20 protein-coding genes are annotated in these 22,149 nt (G+C 61.1%); 11 read left to right on the plus strand and 9 right to left on the minus strand.

Going from position 1 to position 22,149, the window contains the following annotated elements:
• Positions 1-43 precede the first annotated feature (43 nt).
• Positions 44-1,447: a hypothetical protein gene (locus ACR9Y2_RS13410; RefSeq protein ID WP_435041831.1), complete on the minus strand. Its 1,404-nt coding sequence runs from the start codon at positions 1,445-1,447 to the stop codon at positions 44-46.
• 655 nt (positions 1,448-2,102) lie between these two features.
• Positions 2,103-2,396, minus strand: a complete 294-nt coding sequence (locus ACR9Y2_RS13415; protein WP_194453321.1) for a hypothetical protein — start codon at positions 2,394-2,396, stop codon at positions 2,103-2,105.
• 161 nt (positions 2,397-2,557) lie between these two features.
• Here ACR9Y2_RS13415 and ACR9Y2_RS13420 point away from each other — a divergent pair, with 161 nt between their 5' ends.
• Positions 2,558-5,632 (plus strand): DNA polymerase III subunit alpha, encoded by a 3,075-nt coding sequence (locus ACR9Y2_RS13420; protein ID WP_435041832.1) that lies wholly within the window; start codon positions 2,558-2,560, stop codon positions 5,630-5,632.
• A gap of 63 nt (positions 5,633-5,695) precedes the next feature.
• Here the strand turns inward: ACR9Y2_RS13420 and pheA are convergent, their stop codons facing one another.
• A complete protein-coding gene (gene pheA / locus ACR9Y2_RS13425) occupies positions 5,696-6,547 on the minus strand; it encodes a prephenate dehydratase (RefSeq protein WP_435041833.1) in 852 nt (283 codons plus the stop codon).
• A 224-nt stretch (positions 6,548-6,771) separates the two neighbouring features.
• Between pheA and ACR9Y2_RS13430 the strand changes: the two genes are divergently transcribed.
• A complete protein-coding gene (locus ACR9Y2_RS13430; protein WP_435041834.1) occupies positions 6,772-7,569 on the plus strand; it encodes a helix-turn-helix domain-containing protein in 798 nt (265 codons plus the stop codon).
• On the opposite strand, the gene ACR9Y2_RS13435 is transcribed toward ACR9Y2_RS13430, so the two are convergent.
• On the minus strand, positions 7,514-7,963 hold the full coding sequence (locus ACR9Y2_RS13435; RefSeq protein ID WP_435041835.1) for a hypothetical protein: 450 nt from the start codon (positions 7,961-7,963) through the stop codon (positions 7,514-7,516). The two genes, ACR9Y2_RS13430 and ACR9Y2_RS13435, sit on opposite strands and share 56 nt — an antisense overlap.
• Positions 7,964-8,193: 230 nt before the next feature.
• On the opposite strand from ACR9Y2_RS13435, the gene ACR9Y2_RS13440 reads away from it, so the two are divergent.
• The 3 genes from ACR9Y2_RS13440 to ACR9Y2_RS13450 all read left to right on the plus strand — a co-directional run bounded on the left by ACR9Y2_RS13440 (position 8,194) and on the right by ACR9Y2_RS13450 (position 9,914).
• Positions 8,194-8,352, plus strand: coding sequence for a hypothetical protein (locus ACR9Y2_RS13440; RefSeq protein WP_435041836.1), 159 nt, complete (start codon positions 8,194-8,196; stop codon positions 8,350-8,352).
• Between the two features lie 157 nt (positions 8,353-8,509).
• On the plus strand, positions 8,510-9,295 hold the full coding sequence (locus ACR9Y2_RS13445; RefSeq protein WP_435041837.1) for a hypothetical protein: 786 nt from the start codon (positions 8,510-8,512) through the stop codon (positions 9,293-9,295).
• 94 nt (positions 9,296-9,389) lie between these two features.
• Positions 9,390-9,914, plus strand: a complete 525-nt coding sequence (locus ACR9Y2_RS13450; protein WP_435041838.1) for a hypothetical protein — start codon at positions 9,390-9,392, stop codon at positions 9,912-9,914.
• A 241-nt stretch (positions 9,915-10,155) separates the two neighbouring features.
• Here ACR9Y2_RS13450 and ACR9Y2_RS13455 read toward each other — a convergent pair whose 3' ends face one another.
• On the minus strand, positions 10,156-10,863 hold the full coding sequence (locus ACR9Y2_RS13455; RefSeq protein ID WP_435041839.1) for a M48 family peptidase: 708 nt from the start codon (positions 10,861-10,863) through the stop codon (positions 10,156-10,158).
• 133 nt (positions 10,864-10,996) lie between these two features.
• On the opposite strand from ACR9Y2_RS13455, the gene ACR9Y2_RS13460 reads away from it, so the two are divergent.
• From ACR9Y2_RS13460 to ACR9Y2_RS13470, 3 genes are all read left to right on the plus strand, one after another.
• A complete protein-coding gene (locus ACR9Y2_RS13460) occupies positions 10,997-11,986 on the plus strand; it encodes a beta-ketoacyl-ACP synthase III (RefSeq protein WP_435041840.1) in 990 nt (329 codons plus the stop codon).
• A 72-nt stretch (positions 11,987-12,058) separates the two neighbouring features.
• Complete coding sequence (locus ACR9Y2_RS13465; RefSeq protein ID WP_435041841.1) at positions 12,059-12,865, plus strand: inositol oxygenase family protein; 807 nt, start codon at positions 12,059-12,061, stop codon at positions 12,863-12,865.
• 133 nt (positions 12,866-12,998) lie between these two features.
• Positions 12,999-16,430 (plus strand): TonB-dependent receptor domain-containing protein, encoded by a 3,432-nt coding sequence (locus ACR9Y2_RS13470; RefSeq protein WP_435041842.1) that lies wholly within the window; start codon positions 12,999-13,001, stop codon positions 16,428-16,430.
• A 58-nt stretch (positions 16,431-16,488) separates the two neighbouring features.
• On the opposite strand, the gene ACR9Y2_RS13475 is transcribed toward ACR9Y2_RS13470, so the two are convergent.
• Entirely contained in the window at positions 16,489-16,905 is a 417-nt protein-coding gene (locus ACR9Y2_RS13475; RefSeq protein WP_435041843.1) for an ExbD/TolR family protein, read from the minus strand.
• Between the two features lie 171 nt (positions 16,906-17,076).
• On the opposite strand from ACR9Y2_RS13475, the gene purE reads away from it, so the two are divergent.
• Entirely contained in the window at positions 17,077-17,535 is a 459-nt protein-coding gene (gene purE / locus ACR9Y2_RS13480) for a 5-(carboxyamino)imidazole ribonucleotide mutase (protein WP_323745372.1), read from the plus strand.
• Positions 17,536-17,683: 148 nt separating this feature from the next.
• On the opposite strand, the gene ACR9Y2_RS13485 is transcribed toward purE, so the two are convergent.
• From ACR9Y2_RS13485 to ACR9Y2_RS13495, 3 genes are all read right to left on the minus strand, one after another.
• Entirely contained in the window at positions 17,684-18,724 is a 1,041-nt protein-coding gene (locus ACR9Y2_RS13485) for an anion permease (RefSeq protein ID WP_435044862.1), read from the minus strand.
• Positions 18,725-18,737: 13 nt separating this feature from the next.
• Positions 18,738-19,352, minus strand: a complete 615-nt coding sequence (locus ACR9Y2_RS13490) for a DUF47 domain-containing protein (protein WP_435041844.1) — start codon at positions 19,350-19,352, stop codon at positions 18,738-18,740.
• A 120-nt stretch (positions 19,353-19,472) separates the two neighbouring features.
• Positions 19,473-20,276, minus strand: a complete 804-nt coding sequence (locus tag ACR9Y2_RS13495; protein WP_435041845.1) for an ATP-binding protein — start codon at positions 20,274-20,276, stop codon at positions 19,473-19,475.
• Between the two features lie 16 nt (positions 20,277-20,292).
• Here ACR9Y2_RS13495 and ACR9Y2_RS13500 point away from each other — a divergent pair, with 16 nt between their 5' ends.
• A complete protein-coding gene (locus ACR9Y2_RS13500) occupies positions 20,293-21,408 on the plus strand; it encodes a transcription antitermination factor NusB (RefSeq protein WP_435041846.1) in 1,116 nt (371 codons plus the stop codon).
• Positions 21,409-21,470: 62 nt separating this feature from the next.
• Positions 21,471-22,145, plus strand: a complete 675-nt coding sequence (gene rpe / locus ACR9Y2_RS13505; RefSeq protein ID WP_435041847.1) for a ribulose-phosphate 3-epimerase — start codon at positions 21,471-21,473, stop codon at positions 22,143-22,145.
• Positions 22,146-22,149: the final 4 nt, after the last annotated feature.

The raw sequence follows: 22,149 nt of genomic DNA on the forward strand, positions 1-22,149 counted from the left end.
TGTGAGAGGGCAGCTCGCCAGGGAGCCGCTGCGGTTCACGTCGCTACAGCGCCTTGTGCACCCGGATCCCGGCCTTGTGATCCGGCGCAAACCGCAGTTCCAGGATCCCGCCCGAGTCCGCCTGCGTCTCGAACATCTCTTCGCCGTCGATCTCCACGTCATAGCGCGCCGACGGCTCCAGCCCCACCAGGAAAGCCACCTGCCCCACCGGCTTCGTGCCCTCTTCCGCCGGCGGCAGCCAGCCTGTCTCCATCCGCAGCCCGGCCGACGCAAAGAACACCTTCACCGGACCCAGTTCGACCGGGCCCGGTTTCGCTTCCAGCCGCACCGTCGCCCGCTGCCCCTTCGTGAAGATCTGCGCCTGCCCGTTCCAGAACCCGAACCACGTGGCGTCTTCATCCCAACTGCTGCGCGTCAGCAATTGCCCGCGCGCATGGAACAGGTCCGGCATATATGTAAAACTCAGGCCCGGCTGGTAGGGATTGGCCCACAGCAGTTCATACGTAATCCCGAAGTCGCCGCGCATCAGGAACCGGTCCTGCAGAATCCAGCCCTGCAGGAACTGGTGCGGCTGCGCATTGCCGTCATAGGCGACCAGCGCCATTTCCGCGGCCCGCGAATAAGCAGCCTCCTGCATGCTGGGATCGCCCTTCCCGATATACGCCGGAATCCGGTACTCGTTCTCCGCTGCCGGCCAGGGCTGCGGATAGTAGGAGAGCAATTGTATCGGCGCCAGTTCTTCAAACCACTTGCCCGCCCCTTCGCGGATATCGGTGCGCGTGTTGTCGCGTATGCTGTGCAGGATCTCCATCATTGCGTACAGCTCTTCCCGCTTGGGAAACGGATTCTGCCCCGCCATGAGCTGCGGCATGATCTTGCTCTTCCACCATGTCTCGGCGACATACTTGACGAAGTCCTGCGCGGGCTGCGACTCCAGATCCGCCACCGCCAGCGCCGCGAATAAATGGGACCGGATGGCCAGCGTATCGGTGGGTCGATTCTTGAGGACAGTAGTCAGTTTCCGGGCCACCATCGACGTGCGCGCTTCGTCCATCGACGTCTGGCACCAGTCATACACCAGCGCCATTTGCCGCAGGTCGCGCGGGTCGTTCACGTTGGCCGACTTCAAACTCCATTCGCCCGCCTCGCGGCACGGTTCGATCTTCGCCGTGATCGTCCCCCACAGCGCCAGCGCGAAGCCCGGCTCCGACATCCGCGCCTTGCCGCGCATCAGGCTGTCGAACTGCTGCCAGCGTAAAGATTCGCGTTCTCTTTCCCGTTTCAACAGGCGCAGCCGGCGCTGGTTCAGCAACAGCCGCGGCGGCTCCGTATAAACCTGATAGTCCACATCCTGCGCGAGACCCAGCTCGGAGCTCGCCGTCAGGACAATTAAAGCTGCCAGAACTGGTTTTGCCCAGGTCCGGGACACTTTGGAAAGCTGTGTCACAGTGCCACACCTCGTGGGGCGAGCAACCTCGCCGAAGGGTCCAAATTCCGCCGCGGAGATTGATAACAAAGGGCTTTTTTCTCCAGCATTCGCGGCCACCAGTTTGCTACACTCAACAGTGAATTGATGAACTCTCTTTGAACCTGCCCTCTGCTGCAACAGGCTGACGGGGAGAGCGAACCGGAGTTAGAAACGTCGTGCTTGCGGGAGCCGGTGTTAAAGTTCTCTTCCATTCGTTCGACCGTTTGCAAGTTGCAACAGAGGGTCCTTTTTTTGTAGGACGCAACTCCCGAAAGGCGGCAGGTTTCATCGGCGTAGAATTCCCTCGAGTTCATCCAACGATTTCATCTCCCCATGGGGTAGCGGGTATCGGTAGCGCCAGGATTCGCATGGTGAAGGGTAGTCGAACGCGGCTTCTTCTCCGATGTGAAAGGGAACACAAGTTAGGCGGATCCCAAACTACCGTCGCCGTACCTCAAGCCCAGCCCGGGCTGGCCGTATTGGATTGACTCAATCCGAGTGACTCCTCCCTGAGTCGATCCAATGCGGCTGATTCTCAGTCCAACCTGATCGCGGCGGCAGTGACCGCCGCGACAGGGTGGAAGTGAGAAGTCACTCACTCTCAATCCATCACAAACCTGTCAGTAACACCCCGTCAGTAACAAATAGTGCCGCTGCGCGGCTCTTCTTCCTCATTCGGCAAATACACCGCCTTGCACTTCTCGCAGCGGTACAGCTCCGCCTCAGCCCCGAACTTCTCCTTCAGCTCTTCCCCATAGAAATACCAGCGCTTCAGATGGCCCGCGCACAGCTTGCCCTTCTCGTCCTTCAAACCACAGGCACGAATGCGCGGCGCGCGCTTCATCAGCTTGGTTCCGTCGCTGAGCAGGCCGAGCTCCTGGGCCTGCGGAATGGGCCGGGTCGCCTCGGCGTACTTGGGATTTGCCATAAAGTCCTCGAAGCCGTAATTATGTCACAGCCCGGACATCCGGGTCGTTTTCCTACACTGCTTGGCAGTAGTAGTACAGCCTAGGAGTAGTCTGATGTTCTATTTTTATTCGCCCGCTGGACACGAGCTGTATACTGTAAATGTTTACACTATACCGAGCCATGCCATACGCTGCTCTGCATTGCCATAGCTTCTACTCGATGCTCGATTCGACGCTGCCGCCCGAACTGATTGCTGAAGCGGCGCATGCATCCGGCATGAGCGCCGTGGCGATCACTGACCGCGACACAGTGGCCGGCGCCGTCCTGTTCTATAAGAAGGCACGGTCTTTGGGGCTGCATCCGGTCATCGGCAGCGAAGTGACCCTGCCAGACAAGTCCTCGCTCGTGCTGTTGGTGGAGAACCAGCGGGGCTACTCGAACCTGTGCCAGTTGCTGACGGCCGGGGTGAATGCGGAGACACTGGGCCAGTTTCAGGAGGGGCTCATCTGCCTGGCAGGACCGCGCAGCGCACCCGCCCAGGCGCTTCGCGGGAACCGGCCGGTGGATCAGCCGCTGCGGCAACTGCTTGATATCTATGGCCGGAACCTGGCCCTGGAGATCTCGCCGCACAATGAGGACGACCTGCGGATCGCCCGCCTGTTCTCTGACCTTTCCCGCAAACACCGCATTGCGCTGACAACCTCTGTCGACGTGCACTACGCGAATCCGGACGAGCGGCTGCGCTACGACATCCTGCAAAGCATGCGTACGCTGACGCTTTTGAATCAAGGGCATGCGGAGAAATTGCCGCCGGGCCGCCACCACTGGCATACCGAGGAGGACATCACCCGGTATTTCGGAGCCCTGCCGCAAGCAATTGAAAACACAGTGCGTATTGCCGAGCGCTGCCGCTTCGACTTCGAGCTGGGTGATATCCGCTTCCCAAAATTCCCGTGCGATCAGCCGGTGGCGCTGCTGCGGTCGAAGCTGGAGCGGGGGCTGCTGCGGCGCTATGGGGCGGAGCCGGAAGCCCAGGTGCACGAGCGGCTGGAACGTGAGATGGCGATCATCGAGGACGTCGGCTATGCCGAATACTTTCTTGTCTTTGCCGACATCGTTGAGTGGTGCGCGACGAAGAACATTGCCACCCTGGCGCGCGGCAGCGCGGCCGGCAGCCTGGTCTGCTACCTGCTAGGCATCTCGAACGTCTGCCCGTTCCGCTTCGGCCTCTGCTTTGAACGGTTCCTCAACCGCGAGCGGATGCAGTTCGCCAAGTTGGCCGACATCGACCTGGACCTGCCCTGGGATCGGCGGGACGAAGTAATCCAGTATGTCTTTGAACGATATGGGCGCGAACACGTCGCCATGATCGGAGCGGTCCATACGTTCCAGGGCCGCTCCGCCGTGGCCGATATCGCCAAAGTCTACGGTATTCCGGAGCGTGAAGTGCGCCGTTTTACCGCGCATTTGCCCTGGCATAGCGGCGACACGGCCGAGGCTGCCCGCCAGACACCCGAGTGTCGCGACCTGCCCCTCGACCAGGAACCGTACAAGACCGTACTGGCCATGGCCGGCAGCTTCGACGGCATCCCCCGCCACTTCTCGATGCACCCCTGCGGCCTGGTGATCAGCGGCGATCGCATCACGGATCGCATCCCCCTGTTCGAGTCGGCCAAGGGGCTGATGACCACGCACTATGCCATGGATGACGTTGAGGAATTAGGGCTGTTGAAACTGGACCTGCTGGGGCAGGCTGGGCTGACCGTGCTGCACGACACGCTCGTGAACATGGAGGAGAACGGTCAGCCCAAGCCCGATCTGGAGGGACTCGATTGGACGGACGGCGAAACCTGGGAGGCCATCGCCACAGGTAAAGCCCGTGGTGTCTTTCACATAGAGTCGCCAGCCATGACCAGCCTGCTGGTGATGACCAACTGCCGCGACATCGACTGCCTGACGGCGGTGGAATCGATCATCCGGCCGGGCGCCGCAAACGAAGGAAAGAAAAGGGCTTATGCGCGGCGGCATCAGGGGCTGGAGCCGGTGACCTATGCCCACCCGTCGCTGGAGCCGCTGCTGCACGACACCTACGGCCTGATGGCGTTCGAGGAGCATATCTTATTGGTAGCAAACGGGTTTGCCGGTATGCCGTGGGGCCGGGCCGACCTGCTGCGCCGCGCCCTGGTAAAGAACAAAGACCGTGAGCGCATCGAATCGTTGGGCCGCGAATTCAGGGAGGCCGCCCAGGCACTGGGCCGTACGGCCGAAGAGACAGAACGGGTTTGGGAGCTGCTGCACGACTTCGCCGGCTATATGTTCAACAAGGCCCATTCGGCCGCGTATGCGGTGGAAGCGTTCACGGGCGCGTGGCTGAAGACCCGTTACCCGGTAGAGTTTCTGGCGGCGGTGCTGTCGTCGCGGCGCGGCTTCTATTCGCCGCTGCTGTATGTGATGGAGGCGCTGCGCAACGGCGCCAAGTTCCTGCTGCCCGACCTGCATCTCTCTGATCCACATCGATTTCTGGTGAAGGACAACACGATCCGGCTACCCATCGACCAGGTGCGCGGTTTGGGATCGGCGGCGCTGGACCGGATTACCGGGCGGCGGCCGTTTGAGGACATCGGCGACTTCTTTCGGGCCGTAAAGCCAAACCGGGCCGAGTGGCTGTCGCTGTTGAAGGCCGGGGCGCTGGACGTGTTTCAGGAGCCTCGGGGCCGTATTTTCTGGCGCTTACAGCGGTTGGAGGCATCGTCCCAGGTGGACCGGAAGCCGATGATCGAGCCGGACCTGCCGGAGTCGTTCGATGCCACGCCGGAGTCGCGGGCGCGTTGGGAGCACGAGACTTTGGGATTTCCGGTGAGCATCCATCCGCTGGACTACTTCGCGCCGGGGCTGAACTGGGACCGGTTCCAATCGGCGTCGGAGCTGGCGGCGCACCAGCACAGCCTGTACGGGAAAGAGGTGCGGGCGGCCGGCCTGGTGGTGGCGGATCGCCACCATCCGACGGAGAACGGCACCATGAAGTTCCTGACGCTGGCCGATTGGACGGGTTTTGTGGAGGTTTCGCTGTTTGCGCAGGTGTACCGCAATTACGGTCATTTGACGGTGCAGCCGGTGGTGGCGGTGGAGGCCACAATGGACCCGTTCGACAACCGTAAAGGCTTTGCGCTCAACGGTCAACGGGTGCTGAGGCCAGAGACGGTACAGACCCGGATTGTAGCCGGTGTTCCGGGCCGCCGGCCGAACGGTTCCTAGGCTTAAACAACAGGTGTCGTTTAGGGCTTGTGGCGGACCGGTACACTAAACAACACTTGTCGTTTAGGCGCGATAGCAGCCGAGAACGCGCAACAGGTCGGCCAGTTCCTGCAGGTGGCCGAGGGCCTTCTTGACGCGTTCTTCCTCAACGCTGCCGAGGAAGTCGACATAGAAGAGGTATTCCCAGGGTTTTCCGCGCAAGGGGCGGGATTCGATTTTAGTGAGCGACAGATCGCGGAGGGCAAAGGCGCTCAAAGCCTTGAAGAGCGAGCCGGGCTGATTCCTGGTGGAGAAAACGAGCGAGGTTTTCCAGCCTTTTTTGGTGGGTTCCTCCAGCTTCAATTCGGGCTGATCGGAGCGGCGCAGTAGGAAAAAGCGAGTGAAGTTCTGGCGATCGTCCTCGATGGAGCGTTTGAGGATGTGGGCTCCATAGATAGTGGCCGAGACGGCGGAGGCGATAGCGGCGGCATCCTTAAGTCCGTCTTCCATCACCATTTTGACGCTGCCGGCGGTGTCATAGAACGGCACGCGTTCCATTTGCGGGTTAGCGGCGAGGAAATGAAGGCACTGGTTGAGTGCGACCGGGTGTGAGAAGGTGCGGCGAATGTCCTTGAAGCGGACGCCGGGGGGCGCGATCAGGTTATGAACAATGCGGACACTGGTCTCGGCGACAATTCTGTGATCGAAGTGCAAAAGGTGGTCGTAGTTCTCGTGAACTGAGCCGTGGAGAGTATTCTCGATGGGGATCACGGCGGCGTCTACCTTGCCATCCCGCAGAGTCTGAAAGACTTCGTCGAAGCGCTGGCAGGGCCGGACGAGGACATCGGGGCCGAGCAGACGCATGGCGGCCTCCTGGCTGAAAGCGCCGAGTTCGCCTTGGAACGCAGCCTGAAACGGTTTGGTTTTAGGAGGCATAGGAGTCAGGGATGAGAGAATGAGTACTACGGGTGCATCTGACGACTGCGAAATTCATTGATGCGGCTTGCAACTGTTCTGAATTCAGAACAGAATCGAATAGGAGATCCGCAGGCGATGCCGGTCCCCTCTCAGTATGTTACTGCAAGAAAAGTAGTTGACCTTGTCTACAGTAACACCACCGAGCGATCTGAAGAGAGTCTCAAGGCGCCCCCGATCATAACATGGACGATCCAGGTCAAAAGCTAAAGCGTGCGCGGGAGCGCCTGGGGCTGCGCTATCGGGATGTTGAGGAGTTCAGCCAGCAGATTGCGGACCGCCGCAAGAACAGCGAATTCGGCATCCTGTTGAGCCGGCTCTCGGACATTGAGAACCGCGGCGTGGTGCCGAGCATCTTCAAGCTGTACTCATTGTGCGCAATTTACCGGCTGGACCTGGCGGAGGTGGTGCGGTGGTACGGGGTTGAGGTGAGCCAGCTGGCGGTGGACGCGGCGGCGCTGAGTCCGGAGAAGTCGCACCTGATCGGGCTGGGGCGTGAGAAGTTCGGTTCGATTCAATCGGGGGACATCCAGGTACCGTTGTCGTTGGATCCGGGGCTGGACCTGTCGAAGACAACGTTTCTGACCCGTTTCATCCAGAGTTGGGGTGTACTGCCTTTGATGCTGGTGGCGGGCCTGGACCTGAAGAATCACCGGTACGCCTACATTGGCACGGATGACTGGTTTATGTATCCGATGCTGCTGCCGGGTAGCCTGCTGCTCTTGGACGAGAGCCGTAAGAAGATCGCGACTGGACCGTGGGCGGGCATGGTTGACCGGCCGGTGTATTTCCTGGAATACCGGGAAGGCTGGATGTGCGGATGGTGCAGCCTGGTGGACGATACGCTGATTGTGCAGCCGCACCCGGCGTCAGGGTGTGCGCCGGTTGTGTTCCAGTATCCCTCCGAAGTGGACGTAATCGGGCAGGTTACCGGGGTCGCGAATCGGCTGGACGGCGGCCCGCCGAGGCGTACTCGTTCTTGAGCGATTCGAGCAAGATCTCGAGGTCCTCGAGAAACAGCATTTTTTCCGGATCTGAAGCTGCGGCTGGGGAGAGGTTGCGGTAAGGCGCGAGGCGGGACCAGCTCTCGACGAGGGTCCGGCGATCGGTGGGCAAGCCGCACAGATAGAGGTCCAGGTCGGCCTTCTGCTGTTCGAGATTCAATTTCAGCCACTCGCGAAAACTGACCAGGTGGCTTTCGCGCATCGCCAGATCGGCCTGATCCTCACCGAAGAGGACGCTGAGGCCGTGGTGCTCATAGCGGCCGCTGTCTGAATTGCGCAACGTGGACAAGTAGACCAGCCGGCCATAAATGGTCGGGAGCTGTGACAGCGTTCTGCGCCACAGGTCTTCGGCTGGCCGCCGTCCAGTTTCCATCCTGCCTTCGCTAGTCAATCCACTACGCTCGAACTCCATCTTATTCAGAATCGATATCCAGTCGTCAATTGATTTTTCGCACGAGGCGGAAGCGAGGGCGGCTGGAGCGCCATCTCCAGCGGAAGAGGCGCTTGTTCCGATTTCCGAAAATGTAAACCAAAAGATCAGGATAGCGCCAAACCCTGGGTACGCTTTGTTCGGAAACACTTTTCCTCCCAAAGGAACTCAAGATGAAACGCCTTCTCCTCCTCGTTCTCTTCCTTCTACCGGTGGTGGGAACCGCCGATTCCGTCCGCAAGAGTGACCCGATCCCCGGCTGTTACCCGGCGTGCCCGATTGGGCCGGAACTCACGACGAATGCCGTAGCGCCAACGGGACATTCCCTCTAGTTCGGTGTCCGGGCGGAGCGGCCGGAACCGGTGCTCCGCCCGGAGCCAGATCCAGGCACGGCTGAACGCCGCGCCAACTGCATGGTTTTGCGTCATCCCAGGCAAGGGCATTTGATATTCTGGACTTCGTAGATGCCCGGCGCAGGTGGCGTGCTGAATGGTGAAAATCCTCCCGCTCGAACAATTCTTCTGGTACGCCAACATGGTGCTGAAGGTGGTGCTGTTGTGGAGGTTGTTCGCCATTGGGCTGGCTCCGCGGTACAAGGCGTTGTGCGTGGCGATGATCCTGGCGACGGCGCGCACGCTGGTGTTGCTTCCGCTGAACGTTAACTCGCTGCCGTACGCGTATGTGTACCTGCTATCCCAGCCCCTGCTGCTGCTGGCCTACATCTTCGTCGCATTGGAGATCTATGGCCAGGTGTTCGAGACCTACCAGGGCATTTCCTTTCTGGGCCGCGGCTTTCTGGTAGCCGCATTCGCGGTGAGCACGGGCGCCTCGTTGTGGCTTCACGTGACCGAGTTCGGTGTGCAATCCAGTCCCCAGAAGATCCTGAGCCTCTACCTGGCGGGTGAGAGCGCACTATACATGATGCTGCTGGTTTTCCTGGTGGCGCTGGGGTTGTTTCTCTTCTGGTATCCGGTGCCGTTGAGGAAGAACCTGCTGCACTACATCCTGGTATTTTCTGTTTTCTTCGCCGCCAGTTCCTTCGGAATATACATGGGGCGCCAGGCGCCGGGCGGAATGGGCGCGCGGCTGGGCAGCACATTGCGGATGGGGATCGACACGGCCTGCCTGTGCTGCTGGGTATTTCTCTTCCGGCGCGATTGGGAAGAGAAGTCGACTGGCGTGGCATTTGCGGTGAGCGGCGCGCATCAGGTGCAGGTATTACAGCGGTTAGAGTCGATGAATCAGGCAATTCTGAGCGTCAGGAAATCCGCCTGATTAGTGAAAAATTTCGTTAATATCGAAACATTCTGATTGCCCTTGGGGTGGATCGGGAGTACGATGGTGCGAATCGTATCGAGCTGGAGAATCCATGTCACCCGTTGTCATCACCATTCTGGGCTCTGCTGCATTCATCCTTGTCCTCGGGTGGATTTACCGCCACATCTCGGTTGCCCGTTCTGGCGACGGAGTCAGTGAGCAATGGTGGCAGGAGTTTTCGCCTGAGCGGTACGCTCCGATGACGCGGCTGCTGGCGAAGGAAGATTTCGAGTTTGTGCAGCAGTTGGCCGGTTACCAGCCGGGGCTGGAGAAACGGCTTCGCGCCCGCCGGATTGCGGTTTTCTCCTCTTATCTCTTAGGGATGCGGCAGGACTTTGACCGGCTGCACTCGGTTGGACAGGCGCTGCTGATCTCGGGCCACCACACCCCGGGCCTGCAGGACAAGCTGTTCCGGTTGCGGCTGGAGTTCCTCCGCTCGTGGTGGATGGTGCGGGCCGAGCTCGCATTGTACCGGTTGGGTATCGGCGCAGTGGATCCGGCCAGGCTGGTCCAGACCTTCCAGGGCGCGGCAAAGCTGTTCGTTCCGGAACCCCAGTTTGCACCTACCGCCGCCTAGGGACCTTTGGCGGGGGTCCAACGTTAGCCAGGCTGATACCTGATATCCGGGCACGCCGTTGGGTTGTCCAAATCTTCTCTACCCAAATTGAGTCAAGTGGGCGCTGCCCGCGGTCGCGGACCCTAGGTAAATGCCTAGGTCTTTTCCCTCGGCAGTTTCTCGTATAGCGGAGGATTGGCGGCGTATTGCCGGCCCAGTATCAGGCGTGTATCCACGCGCCAGCGGGACTGCGAACCGGCCGTCAGAGCTGTTTCAGGATTGCTTTCGCTTCCTTCAGCCCGTCGAACTGCTTCTCGTCCAGATGGAACTCACGTGAGTGGACGCAGCGCCGGGAGCCTTTGTGTTCAACGGGGTACTTGAGGTGGAGCATCTCGTGATAGAGGACATACTCCACGGCCAAGCTGGGGACCTGCTCCTGATCGAGGATACGGCTGAGGATGATGGCATTGTGGACGGAGTCGAAGTGACCCAGCAGCCAGCGGGAGGGTTTGCGGCTCCAGCCCAGCTGTGGTTTTTGCATCCAGCCGCCGAAGTATTTCAGATTTATGGCGTCGAAAAGCGGATCTAAATCGTGGTGATCACCGCGCGGTCCTGAGACATACTTGCGGCCGCGGAGTTGACGCACGACCTGGTGGGTGCGGCGGACATCGCGCCGGTTCATATAGCGGCGGTAGTGGAGCAGCCAGTGCTGGGGGACCTGGCGGCGGAAGAGTTTGGAGATGAGGATCCAGGCCAGGGCTTCGCGGACGGTGCCGGGCGCGGCGGCGAGGAGCTCGCTGAGGCGCACTTCCAGTTCATCGCCCTTCAAATGGATTTTGCCCATGGTATTGACGTAGGGCCGGACGATGCAAATCACTGTCCCCACGGACTTTCCGCGCGCTACATCGGAGTAGACGCGGGCAAAGATCTGCTCGGTGGATTCGGTAGGATAATCGCCCAGGACTTGCATCCCTCTTCTGAATAGCATATCAATGGAGTTTTGCGTCTGATTCACACAACTTTATCCGGAACCGGTCGCCACGTCGCCGGCCGCGGAGCCTTGGCTCTGCCAGCCCGGCGGCAATGCTCGGACGGGAGGCATTTTGCGGAACGTTAAGATTAGTGCGGTTGGCGCGTGGGTGCCGCCGCGCGTACTCACCAATGCAGACCTGGAGAAGATGGTCGATACCACGAATGAGTGGATTCTGGAGCGAACCGGAATTCGGGAACGGCATATTGCCGATCCTGAGATCGCCACGTCGGACATGGCGCTGAACGCGGCGCGTATCGCGCTGGAAGAGCGTGGAACGACGGCGGAGGATGTGGATGCGATCATCCTGTGCACGGTGACGCCGGACCACATGTTTCCGTCCACGGCCTGCATTGTGCAGCACAAGCTTGGGGCGAAGCACGCCTGGGGTTTCGACCTGGTGGCGGCGTGTTCCAGCTTTGTTTACGGGTTGACCACCGCCGCCCACCTGGTGGGCAGTGGATCCCACAAGAAGGTGCTGGTGATCGGCTCGGACACGATGAGCCGGATTATCGATTACAAGGACCGCTCGACGTGTGTGTTGTTCGGTGACGGCGCGGGCGCGTTCTTGATTGAGCCCGGGGAAGAGGGCGGCCCGGGGTTCATCGGATTCCGCAACGAATTGGATGGATCGGGCGGGGAAGCGCTCAGGATGCCTGCTGGCGGCTCCAGAATGCCCCCTTCGCACGAGACGATCGACAAGCGGCTCCATTTTGTCCACCAGGAAGGGCAGGCGGTGTTCAAGTTCGCCGTGCGCCGGATGGGTGAGATCAGTTCCGAGCTTCTGGCGGCCCACAACCTGAAGCCCAGCGATGTGAAGCTGATGATTCCGCACCAGGCAAACCGCCGGATCATCCTGGCGTGCGCAGACCGCCTGGGGATTCCGCACGACAAAGTGCTGATCAACATCGAGCGCTACGGGAATACCACCTCGGGGACGATTCCGATCGCCACGCGGGAGGCGATTGACACGGGGCGGCTGGAGAAGGGCGACCTTGTTCTGTTTGCGGCTGTGGGTGCGGGCTTCACCGTGGGCGCCAATCTGTGGCGCTGGGCAATCTGACGCTGAACGTATAGGTTGGCTTACAACCGGGCGCCCCTCCTGATATGCTGAAAACAGTCAGGAGGGGATGCCATGTCGACACTCGCCACGCGGTATCAGGAAGGCCGAAAGACCGAAGAGTACCGTCAATACGACGACGCCACGCCACCAGTGGTGCGTGAGTTTTACCGGCTCAACCACACCAACCAGACAGTCGCATTCAATCAGCAGATGCGCCGTAAGTGGTTGAATCTCGACCACGCTGAGATGAGTGTGTGGGACCTGATGGTGGAGCTGAACAAGCTGGTGGACGATTCAGATCCCGACACCGACCTCTCCCAGATTGAACACAACCTGCAGACGGCGGAAGCCATTCGGGCGGATGGGCATCCACGCTGGTTCCAACTGACCGGGCTGATCCACGACCTTGGCAAAGTCCTATGGCTGTGGGGCGAGCCGCAGTGGGCGGTGGTGGGCGACACGTTCCCGGTGGGCTGCGCGTGGTCGAACAAGATCGTCTTCCCGGAGTACTTTGAAGCCAATGCCGATGCGGCGGTGCCGGAGTACCAGACGCGGCTGGGCGTGTATTCCGAAAACTGCGGGTTGGACAAGGTGAACCTCTCTTTCGGCCACGACGAGTATCTCTACCACGTCGTGAAGAACTACATGCCGGAAGAGGCGCTGTACATGATCCGGTATCACTCCTGCTACCCAATCCACAGGGAGAGGGAGTACGAATACCTGATGAATGAGCACGATAAGGCCATGTTCGACTGGGTGCGGAAGTTCAACCCATACGATCTGTACTCCAAGGGCAATACCAAGCCTGACGCAGAAAAGCTGACCCCCTACTACCAGGAACTGATCGCGGAATACTTCCCGGCGAAGATCCGGTGGTAGGAATCTCCCTTGATTTAGTTTCTTTCATGGAATAGAAATATTCTATTCACGGCTGGTCAATGCTCCGTTGCTATCCTCGCCGCTGAGTCGTTCGCCTGAGGGGTGGACGAACGTAACCAAGGGAGTAAGCAACATGGGAAATCGCAACCACTGGCTGCGCGCGCTTGTTGTGTGTTCGGTGCTATCGGCCTCGTCGATGGCACAGTCCACGTTCGGCGTGATACTGGGGACGATTACGGACGTATCGGGAGCGGCGGTGGCCGGAGCCGTCGTCCGCATCACGAATACGGATGAAAACACCGTCCGCGAAGTCACCAGTAACGACAGCGGGTTATTTGAAGCAGTGAATTCGAAGCCGGGCCATTACAAGTTGCAGGCCTCGGCGAAGGGCTTTCAGTTATCCACCGCGTCCGAGTTGACGCTGACGTCCCGCCAGACGCTGCGTGTCGATATGGCACTCAAGGTGGGCGATGTGAGTGAAGTGGTGAACGTGGAAGGGTCGACCGGCGTCATCACGACCGACACGCAGATGGTGGCCACGGCGATCAATGCAGAGAAGCTGGCGACGCTGCCGGGCAATGTGCGCGCGGCGGACAGCACGAGTCCGTACAACCTGATTGCACTGCTGCCGGGCGTGCAGTCCGACAACAGCGGCAATTTCACGATCCAGGGCAATCTGCCTTCGCAGACGCAGTATTCGGTGGATGGCATCTCGACGACACAGGTGACGGGCAACGGGCCGTCGCGGAAGAGCTTCACGTCGATGGAGATGATCGCCGAGATCAAGGTGCAGGGCGTGGGCAATACGGCCGAGTATGGCCAGTCCGGCGACGTCACAACGATCTCGAAGAGCGGCACGAACGACTTCCATGGCGCGGCCTTCTGGTATCACCAGAACCGCGCGCTGGACGCGAACCGCTATGGCGCGATCACGAAGCCGCAGAAGGTCGCGAACGATGTGGGGGGCAGCGGCGGTGGTCCGGTGACGATTCCGCGGCTTTACAACGGCAAGAACAAGACGTTCTTCTTCGCTGATTTCGAGCGCTTCACCTTCCCGCGCGGGGCGACGATCCAGAACCGCGTGCCGACGGAAGCGGTGCGCAACGGCGATTTCCGCAATGAAGGCGTAACGGTGTACGACCCGTTGACGAGCCAGCCGTTCGCCAACAATGTGATTCCCGCAGCGCGTATCAGCGATGTGTCGAAGAAGGTGCTCTCGCTGTACCCGCTGCCGAACGCGGGCGACCTGACGAAGATCCACGATGCCAACTTCATCGCCAACCGGGACAACAGCTACAACTCGAACCAGTACGACATCCGGGTGGACCACTACCTGACGTCGAAGCAGTCGGTTTACGCGCGCTGGACATGGCTCAAGACGACCACCAACACGCCGAAGCCACTGGCTTTGCCTTCCGGCACAGCGGACGAGAACAGCAAGATGTTCGTGGTCTCGCACAATTACACGCTGAAGGCGAATCTGCTGAACGAGTTCCGTTTCGGGTTCTCGCTGTTCGACAACGCCAACGCGATGCCCTTCGACGGGCCGGGGTTCACCAACTCGCTGGGTTTGAAGGGCCTGGGGCCGACGTTCCCGTACAACGGCCTGCCGGACATCGATATCAGCGGCCAGATGCAGTCGCTGGACGTGGACCGCGTGGACAGTTTCGGGAAGTCGCACACCTTCCAGTACACAGACAACCTGACCTGGATCAAAGGCCGGCACACGATGAAGTTCGGCGGCGACATCCGGCACATGCGGGCCGGGTCCGCGCTGGGGTTCATTGGCGGCGACAACTACGGCAACTTCGCGTTTGACGGCACGTTCTCGCAGAGCGCGATCGGCGATTTTCTGCTGGGGGTGCCGGTGGGCACGGCGTTCGCGATTGTAAAGAACGACAATGACGGGCGAACGAACCACTATGCGGTGTATGCGCAGGACAGCTACCGGGTGAGCCCGAAGCTGACGCTGGAGTTCGGGCTGCGGTATGAGTATCACCCGTCGTACCAGGACTCGGGCGGCAATATCGGCAACTTCGACCCGAGTGTGCCGAAGTCAGGCCGGGTGGTGTATCCGACGGGGACGGAAGCAAACCTGGCTCCGGGGTACCTGGCGTCGTTCAACGCGTGTCCGGCGTTTAACAGCACAACGGGTCCGTCGGCGAACGGGGCTCCGTGTACGCCGGTGTTCTCGGCGTCAGCGGCGGGTCTTCCGGAAGGTTTGCGGTATGTGCCCAAGCTGCGGTTCCTGCCGCGCTTTGGCTTCGCCTACCGGCCGTTTACGAACGGCAAGACGGTGATCCGCGGCGGCGCCGGCTTGTACAACGTCGTCGTGCTGGGCAGCGTGTTCTACTCGCTGACCGGGACGCTGCAGTCGGATGCGCGGCAGTTCCTGAATCCGGACCTGCAGGGCAAGCCGACGTTTGCCTGGCCGAACATCAACGCGGGCGGCAGCGGCATTGTCAGCGACTCGTTCGGGAACGCGTATTTCGGTACGGCGAACTCGATCGACTTCAAGGATCCGAAGTCGTACCAGTGGAACTTCTCGGTGGACCGGGAGATTGCGCGGTCGACTGGGTTGCGGGTGTCGTATATCGGCCAGCGGACCTTGTCGCTGGTGTGGGCTCCGGACCTGAACCAGTCGTATTACTCGAAGCAGTTCTATGCGGCGCAGCCCCTGAGCCAGCGGCCGTTCCCGAACTGGGGCGTTGTGAATACGCGGGCCACGGGCGCGAGCGCCATTTACCATGCCGGCCAGGTGGAGCTAAACCATCACCTGAGCAGCACGCTGCAGCTGAATTCGACGTACACGTTTGCGAGCAACCTGGCGGACAACCAGGGGCCGAGTGCCACCGGTTTCGCCGGGGAGACGGGCGGCGGGCGTGATATGGACACGTACAACCGGGCGTCCTCGTATGGGCCGGTGTACGCGACGCGGCGGCACCGTTGGATTACGACGGCGGTGTACGAGCTGCCGTTTGGCCGTGGGCGGGCGTATGGCTCGCACATGAGCAAGGGTGTGGATGCGGTGATCGGCGGATGGCGGCTGAGCTCGAGCTTCCTGGCGCAGAGCGGGCCGTACATGACGCCGACGTTCAGCGGCGGTGATCCTTCGGGTACAGGCTCGGGCCGCATTGGCCGGACGCAGCATCCGGACCGGGTGGGCGACGGCAACCTGTCGAATCCGACTCGGGACAAGTGGGCCGATATCGGGGCGTTTGCGTGCCCCGGCTCGCCGAACTGGCAGGCGACGAAGCCGTGCCGGACGGGCATCAGCCCGACGTCGGACCCGGCTCCGATTGGGCGGTATGGGAACTCGGGGGTGGGCATCATCCACGGGCCCAGCACCATCAACCTGTCGGCCGGACTGGCGAAGACGGTGAACCTGACGGAGCGGTTCAAGCTGAAGGTGGAGGGTACGTTCACCAACGTGCTGAACCACACCAATCTGGCTGATCCGAATCTGTCGATCGACAGCAGCAGCTTCGGCCGGATCACGGCCGCGCGGCCCTATGATTTCGGCGGCAGCCGGAATGGGCAGGTGAGCGCGCGGATCGAGTTCTAGAAGCAGTTGTCAGCTTGAGGACGGGAGGGGCCGGTGATTGCCGGCCCTTTTTCGCGTTTCAGCGTCCGGAGTCGAGGCGCGCCGTGAGGAGGCCGACGTGGTCGATGGAGGCGCCCTTGGCGATGTCTACGACCTGGGCGACGTACTGGAATTCAGTATCGGCGGCGGCCTGGACGAAGACGACGCGTTCGGCGCGGGTTTTGAAGATGTCGAGGAGGCGGGCTCCGAGGTCGGCGAGGCGGATGGGTTCGGTGTTGATGCGGAGGCCGGAATCGCCCGAGAGCTGAATGACGACGGAGCGGTCGGCCGGGCGGTTGACGTGCGGGTCTACGCCGGGCTGGGGCAGGGCGGCGGAGAGGCCCAGGGTCCTGGGCGGAGTGATCACCATGAAGATGATCAGGAGCACGAGGAGAATGTCGATGAGGGGCGTGACATTCAGTTCAGCTCCGCGGGCACTGCTGTTGGTGAAGGCCATGATGCCTGGATAGACACCGCGTGCGGGCGGGATTGTTCCTGACTCATTTGCGGGCTGCGCGCGGCGCAAAGCTATCGGATAATGGAGAAGAGGGCCTCGCGCCCCCACCCCGTTCCTGACCACAACCAAGACAACACCACTATGAGCAGCACTCCACTTGTATCCGTAATTATGGGCAGTAAGTCCGACTGGGAGACGATGAAGCACGCCTGCGATACGCTGGCGCAGTTTGGGATCGCGCACGATAAGCGGGTCTGTTCGGCGCACCGGACTCCGGAGGCGGCCACCGAGTTTGCACGCACCGCGAAAGAGCGCGGCGTGAAGATCATCATTGCGGCGGCGGGCGGAGCGGCCCACCTGGCCGGCGTCGTGGCGGCGCACACTCCGCTGCCGGTGTTAGGCGTTCCGATGAAGGGCTGGGCGCTGGACGGCCTGGATTCGCTGCTGTCGACGGTTCAGATGCCGGGTGGCATCCCGGTGGCTACGTTTGCGATCGGCAAGGCTGGGGCGATCAACGCGGCGCTATTCGCGGTGGCGACGCTGGGGCTGGCGGATGCGGGCCTGGCGGCGAAGCTGGACGAGTTCCGGGCGTCGCAGACGGAGAAGATTCTGGCCGAGACGTTGCCGTAAGAGAGCTTTCAGCGATCAGCGATCAGCCTTCAGCTTGCGCGGCTGGGGCTGATCGACGGCGCGAATGGTTTTCGTTTGCGCTGGCAGCCGGTGCATACATTCGGAGCTGATCGCTGATCGCTGATCGCTGATAGCCGATAGCTGATAGCTACTGCTTGCCCGAGACCATGTGGATGAAGGCGAAGGCCAGTCCACCGACGGCGGCGGAGAGCGGGAGGGTGAGGATCCAGGCCCAGAGGATATTCTTGGCCAGGCCCCAGCGGACCGCCTTCATGCGCTGGATGGAGCCGACTCCGGCGATGGCGCCGGTGATGACGTGGGTGGTGGAGACAGGGATCTTCAGGTAAGTGGGAAAGAGAATCGCGATGGCGCCGGCGGTTTCCGCGCAGAAGCCGCCGCGCGGCTTGAGGCGAGTCAACTTGCCGCCCATGGTGTGGACGATGCGCCAGCCGCCGCTCATGGTGCCCAGGGCGATGGCTGAGAAGGCTGCCAGGACGACCCACCACTGGATGTGGAAGGTCTTGATATATCCGGCGGTGAGCAGCACTCCGGTGATGATGCCGATGGTCTTCTGTGCGTCGTTGGAGCCGTGGGAGTAGCTGAAGAGGCCTGAGGAGACCAACTGCAGGCGGCGGAACCAGCGGTCCATCTTCTTCGGCGAAGAGTGCCGGAACATCCAATAGATGGCCACCATGAGGGCGTAGCCCAGGACGAGGCCGAGCAGGGGGGCCACGACGATAAACGTCATGGTGGTGATCCAGCCGGAGACCACGATGGCTTCCATGCAGTGGTCAAAGCCCTGCGTGAGTCCGACCTTCACCATGGCCGCGCCCGCATAGCCGCCGATGAGGGCGTGCGATGAACTGGACGGGATGCCGTAGTACCAGGTGAAGAGGTTCCAGAAGATGGCGCCGATGAGGCCGGCGAGCAGGACGTACTCGGAGACTACTTCCATCTTGACCATGCCCTGGCCGACGGTTTTGGCGACGCCGGCCTCGTCCCAGAAGAGCAGGGGGATGGCGGCGGTGAAATTAAAAAAGGCCGCCCAGAGGACGGCCTGAAAAGGTGTAAGAACGCGGGTGGCCACGACCGTAGCCACGGAATTGGCGGCATCGTGGAAGCCGTTGATGTAGTCGAAAATCAGGGCGACTACCACGATCAGCGTCACCAGTATCAGAGTTGAGTCGATCGCCACCGTGGTGCTACCCGTTCTTGACGATGACGTTCTGCAGAGCGTCGGCGACGTCTTCGCAGTAGTCGGTGGTCATTTCGAGGAACTCGTAAATCTCTTTCTGCTTGATGAGGGAGAAGGGATCCTTCTCCTTGTCGAACAGGTCGGCGATGGCGGCGCGCACGATGTGGTCCGCGGTATCCTCCAGCCTGTTGATCTCGATGCAGTGGTCGAGCAGGGGCTTCTCGGCGTTGAGGGCCTCGAAGGCCTTTTCCAGCATGAGGGCGCAACCCTCGATCACGCGGCAGACTTCGATCATGGCCTGCGGGATGGGGTCGATTTTATAAGCCACCAGGCGGTGCACCGAATCCTCGATGCCGTCCAGCACGTCGTCCATGTGGGAACCGAGGGAGTGGATGTCCTCGGGATCCAAAGGCGTAATAAACGTCTGATTCAGGCGGGTGAAGATCTCGTGGATGATTTCATCGCCCTTCTGTTCCAGGCGAGCAATGGCGACTTCGGCCTCGCGCAGCGCGCTGGGCCCTTTTTCGGCGGCCTGGCGAAGCACCTGGGATGCCTGTGCGATCAGCCGTGCCTGTTCAACAAAATAGTGGAAGAATTTTTCTTCGCGAGGAAGAAGCCTCATACAGCCTCAATGCAAACTCATCCGGCTTGGGGGGAGGGTCGACCGGTAAGGCCTATCTCCAGTTCAGGCGGAAACCAGATTATCTCAGAGGGAGCGGGGGCCGGGTCAACTTATGCAGGGTTACGATTTGGTGAATACTTCGTCCTGCAGGACCGGCAGGAGGCTGGATTCGGCCTCGTCCGTGGCGTTGTCCAGGTCCAGGTAGCGGAGGTCTAACAGGCGGCTGGGATTGATGTTTCCCATTGCGGAAAGAAGGGTGTGCTTTAGATGCGGGTAGTCTTTCTCCAGGTCCGCAAAGATATCACGAATCGAGCGCCGCACGGTGCCTGTTTTTAGAGAGCAGCCGCAGGGGATGACGGGGGCCCCGGTTTCGCCGGCGAAAGCGCGGGTGAGGTCCTCAGTGACGTAAACGAGCGGGCGGATGAGCCGGAAGTCCTTTTTGCTGGAGTAAGTTACGGGGGGCAGCGCGCTGATGCGGCCGGTGAACATGGCGTTGCGCAGGAACGACTCGCAGAAATCGTCGGCGGTGTGGCCGAAGGCGATAACATTTGCGCCCAGTTCGCGGCCGATCTGGTAGACGGCGCGGCGCCGGAAGCGGCTGCAGACGTCGCAGCCGTGCTCAGGCTGTTCCGTGATCAGTCGGACGGAGGGGCCGTCGACGCGCAGCGTCCAATCGACTCCGCGGCTGGTGAGGTATTCGCGGAAGGGCTCGATGGGTTTGAGGAACTTGCCCTGGTCGATGGTGAACGCGCACACGGAAAAATTGATGGGGGCGCGATCGCGCAGCAGGAGGAGGGCTTCGAGCAGGGTGAGCGAGTCTTTACCGCCGGAGAAGCCGACGGCGACGCGATCGCCTTCCCGGATCATCTTGAACCGGGTGATGGCTTCGCCGACTTTACGGAGGATGACTTTCTGGAGTTCCAAATCCCTATTATAAAGTGTGACCCCTGCGCGCCGTATTGCTTTTGAGATCCTCGGCGCGGTGGACAGAGGGGGATTTGCCGCCGATCTGTTGGATGAGCGCATCGTGCGCCTGGACGCCCGCGACGCGGGGTTGGTCACTCAGATTGTATTTGGCGTCCTCCGCCGCCGCGCTCAACTGGACTATCTGATCACCCAGGCTGCTTCGCGGCCGGTGTCGAAAATGGACTCTTCCGTCGTGCGCGCGCTGCGCATGGGTGTGTTCCAACTGCGCTTTTTGTCGAAGATCCCACCGCACGCGGCCGTAGGCGAGAGCGTGGACCTGGTCAAGATGGCAGGCAAGCAGTCGGCCGCGGGCTTTGCCAATGCCGTGCTGCGGCGCTTGCCGGAGTTGCCGGCAGAGTGGCCGTCGGATGAAGTCCGGTACTCCCTGCCGGAGTGGCTGTGGGCGCGTTGGCGGAAGAACCTGGGCGGGGCGGCGGCTGCTCTGGCGGCCGAGGCGGCGCTGCACGAACCGGAGACATGGCTGCGGACGGCGGCGGGAGAGACGCTGGCGGGGGACAGCCTGGAGAGGCCTTTGCCGGAAGGGGCCAGGGTGATGGACGTAGGGTCGCAGTCGATTGTCCCGCTGCTGCAACTCCAGGCAGGCCAGCGGTTTCTGGATTTGTGCGCGGCTCCGGGGAACAAGACGCTGCAGGCGATGGAGACTCCGGTCCAGGTGGTGGCCTGCGATTCCAGCGCATCGCGGCTGAAGGCGTTTATGGCGCAGTGTCCACGGGTTCAACTTGATGCGGAGAAGGCGCTGCCGTTTGGGCGGGTGTTCGACCGGATCCTGGTGGATGCCCCGTGTTCGGGGACGGGGACGCTGGCGCGGAATCCGGAGATCCGCTGGCGGCTGGCTCCGGAGGAGATTACGCGGCAGGCGGAGCGGCAGATCCGTATACTGCGCAATGCTTTAGCGTGCCTGCGGCCGGGCGGGCGCCTGGTCTACTCCACCTGTTCATTGGAACCGGAAGAAAACAAAGAAGTGGTTAACCGGGTGGCGGCGGCGCGCGTCCAACGCGTGGTACAGAGACTGCCGGGCCGGGATCCAGGTGATGGTTTCTTCGCTGCGGTCCTGGTACAGCCGGAGTAGCGATGGCCACTTGGTACGCGCGCAGTTGCCGCACGAAAGGTTAAGATGGAGGGATCCATCCGATGATCGAAATCCTGCCGTCCCTTCTGGCTGCGGACTTCGCTCGCCTTGGCGAACAGATCGCCCAGGTGACCGAAGCGGGGGTGAATTTTCTTCATTTCGATGTGATGGATGGGCATTTCGTGCCCAACATCTCGTTTGGTGTGCCGGTGCTGCAGTCGCTGCGGAAGAGCACGAAGCTTGCTATCGACGTGCACCTAATGATTGAAGATGCAGATACTTACGCGCCGATGTTTGTTGCGGCCGGTGCGGACTGCGTGTCGGTCCACCAGGAAGCGTGCCCGCATCTGGACAGAACGATCCGGATGATTCAAAGCGAAGGGGCTCGCGCCGGGGTGGTGTTGAATCCGGCGACTCCGCTGGTGACAGTGGAGCATGTATTGCCGCTGGTGGATTATGTCCTACTAATGAGTGTGAATCCCGGCTTTGGGGGGCAATCGTTCATCCCCTACGTTCTGGAGAAGGTTCGCGCGCTGCGTGAACAACGCGGACGGTTGGGATTGGGTTTTTCCATTGAGATTGACGGAGGTGTCTCAGTGGACAATGTAGGTAGGGTCGCCGAAGCAGGTGTGGACTGGGTAGTTGCCGGTTCCAGTGTTTTTGGTGCTCCGAATCCGGCCCATGCCGTTACTGCCATGCGGCAGGCGGCGATGGAAGCCGTGGCCCGCAGGGTGTGATTCC

The sequence above is a fragment of the Paludibaculum fermentans genome (genome assembly GCF_051172195.1).
Classification (GTDB): Bacteria; Acidobacteriota; Terriglobia; order Bryobacterales; family Bryobacteraceae; genus Paludibaculum; species Paludibaculum fermentans_A.

Excerpts from the sequence above, each read along its gene's own strand:
- ACR9Y2_RS13415 (WP_194453321.1), bottom strand. The coding sequence starts at position 2,396 with ATGGCAAATCCCAAGTACGCCGAGGCGACCCGGCCCATTCCGCAGGCC.
- rpe (WP_435041847.1), top strand. The coding sequence starts at position 21,471 with ATGATCGAAATCCTGCCGTCCCTTCTGGCTGCGGACTTCGCTCGCCTT.
- ACR9Y2_RS13435 (WP_435041835.1), bottom strand. The coding sequence starts at position 7,963 with ATGGAAACTGGACGGCGGCCAGCCGAAGACCTGTGGCGCAGAACGCTG.
- ACR9Y2_RS13440 (WP_435041836.1), top strand. The coding sequence starts at position 8,194 with ATGAAACGCCTTCTCCTCCTCGTTCTCTTCCTTCTACCGGTGGTGGGA.
- ACR9Y2_RS13475 (WP_435041843.1), bottom strand. The coding sequence starts at position 16,905 with ATGGCCTTCACCAACAGCAGTGCCCGCGGAGCTGAACTGAATGTCACG.
- pheA (WP_435041833.1), bottom strand. The coding sequence starts at position 6,547 with ATGCCTCCTAAAACCAAACCGTTTCAGGCTGCGTTCCAAGGCGAACTC.
- ACR9Y2_RS13465 (WP_435041841.1), top strand. The coding sequence starts at position 12,059 with ATGTCGACACTCGCCACGCGGTATCAGGAAGGCCGAAAGACCGAAGAG.
- purE (WP_323745372.1), top strand. The coding sequence starts at position 17,077 with ATGGGCAGTAAGTCCGACTGGGAGACGATGAAGCACGCCTGCGATACG.
- ACR9Y2_RS13445 (WP_435041837.1), top strand. The coding sequence starts at position 8,510 with ATGGTGAAAATCCTCCCGCTCGAACAATTCTTCTGGTACGCCAACATG.
- ACR9Y2_RS13450 (WP_435041838.1), top strand. The coding sequence starts at position 9,390 with ATGTCACCCGTTGTCATCACCATTCTGGGCTCTGCTGCATTCATCCTT.
- ACR9Y2_RS13490 (WP_435041844.1), bottom strand. The coding sequence starts at position 19,352 with ATGAGGCTTCTTCCTCGCGAAGAAAAATTCTTCCACTATTTTGTTGAA.
- ACR9Y2_RS13420 (WP_435041832.1), top strand. The coding sequence starts at position 2,558 with ATGCCATACGCTGCTCTGCATTGCCATAGCTTCTACTCGATGCTCGAT.
- ACR9Y2_RS13455 (WP_435041839.1), bottom strand. The coding sequence starts at position 10,863 with ATGCAAGTCCTGGGCGATTATCCTACCGAATCCACCGAGCAGATCTTT.
- ACR9Y2_RS13430 (WP_435041834.1), top strand. The coding sequence starts at position 6,772 with ATGGACGATCCAGGTCAAAAGCTAAAGCGTGCGCGGGAGCGCCTGGGG.
- ACR9Y2_RS13470 (WP_435041842.1), top strand. The coding sequence starts at position 12,999 with ATGGGAAATCGCAACCACTGGCTGCGCGCGCTTGTTGTGTGTTCGGTG.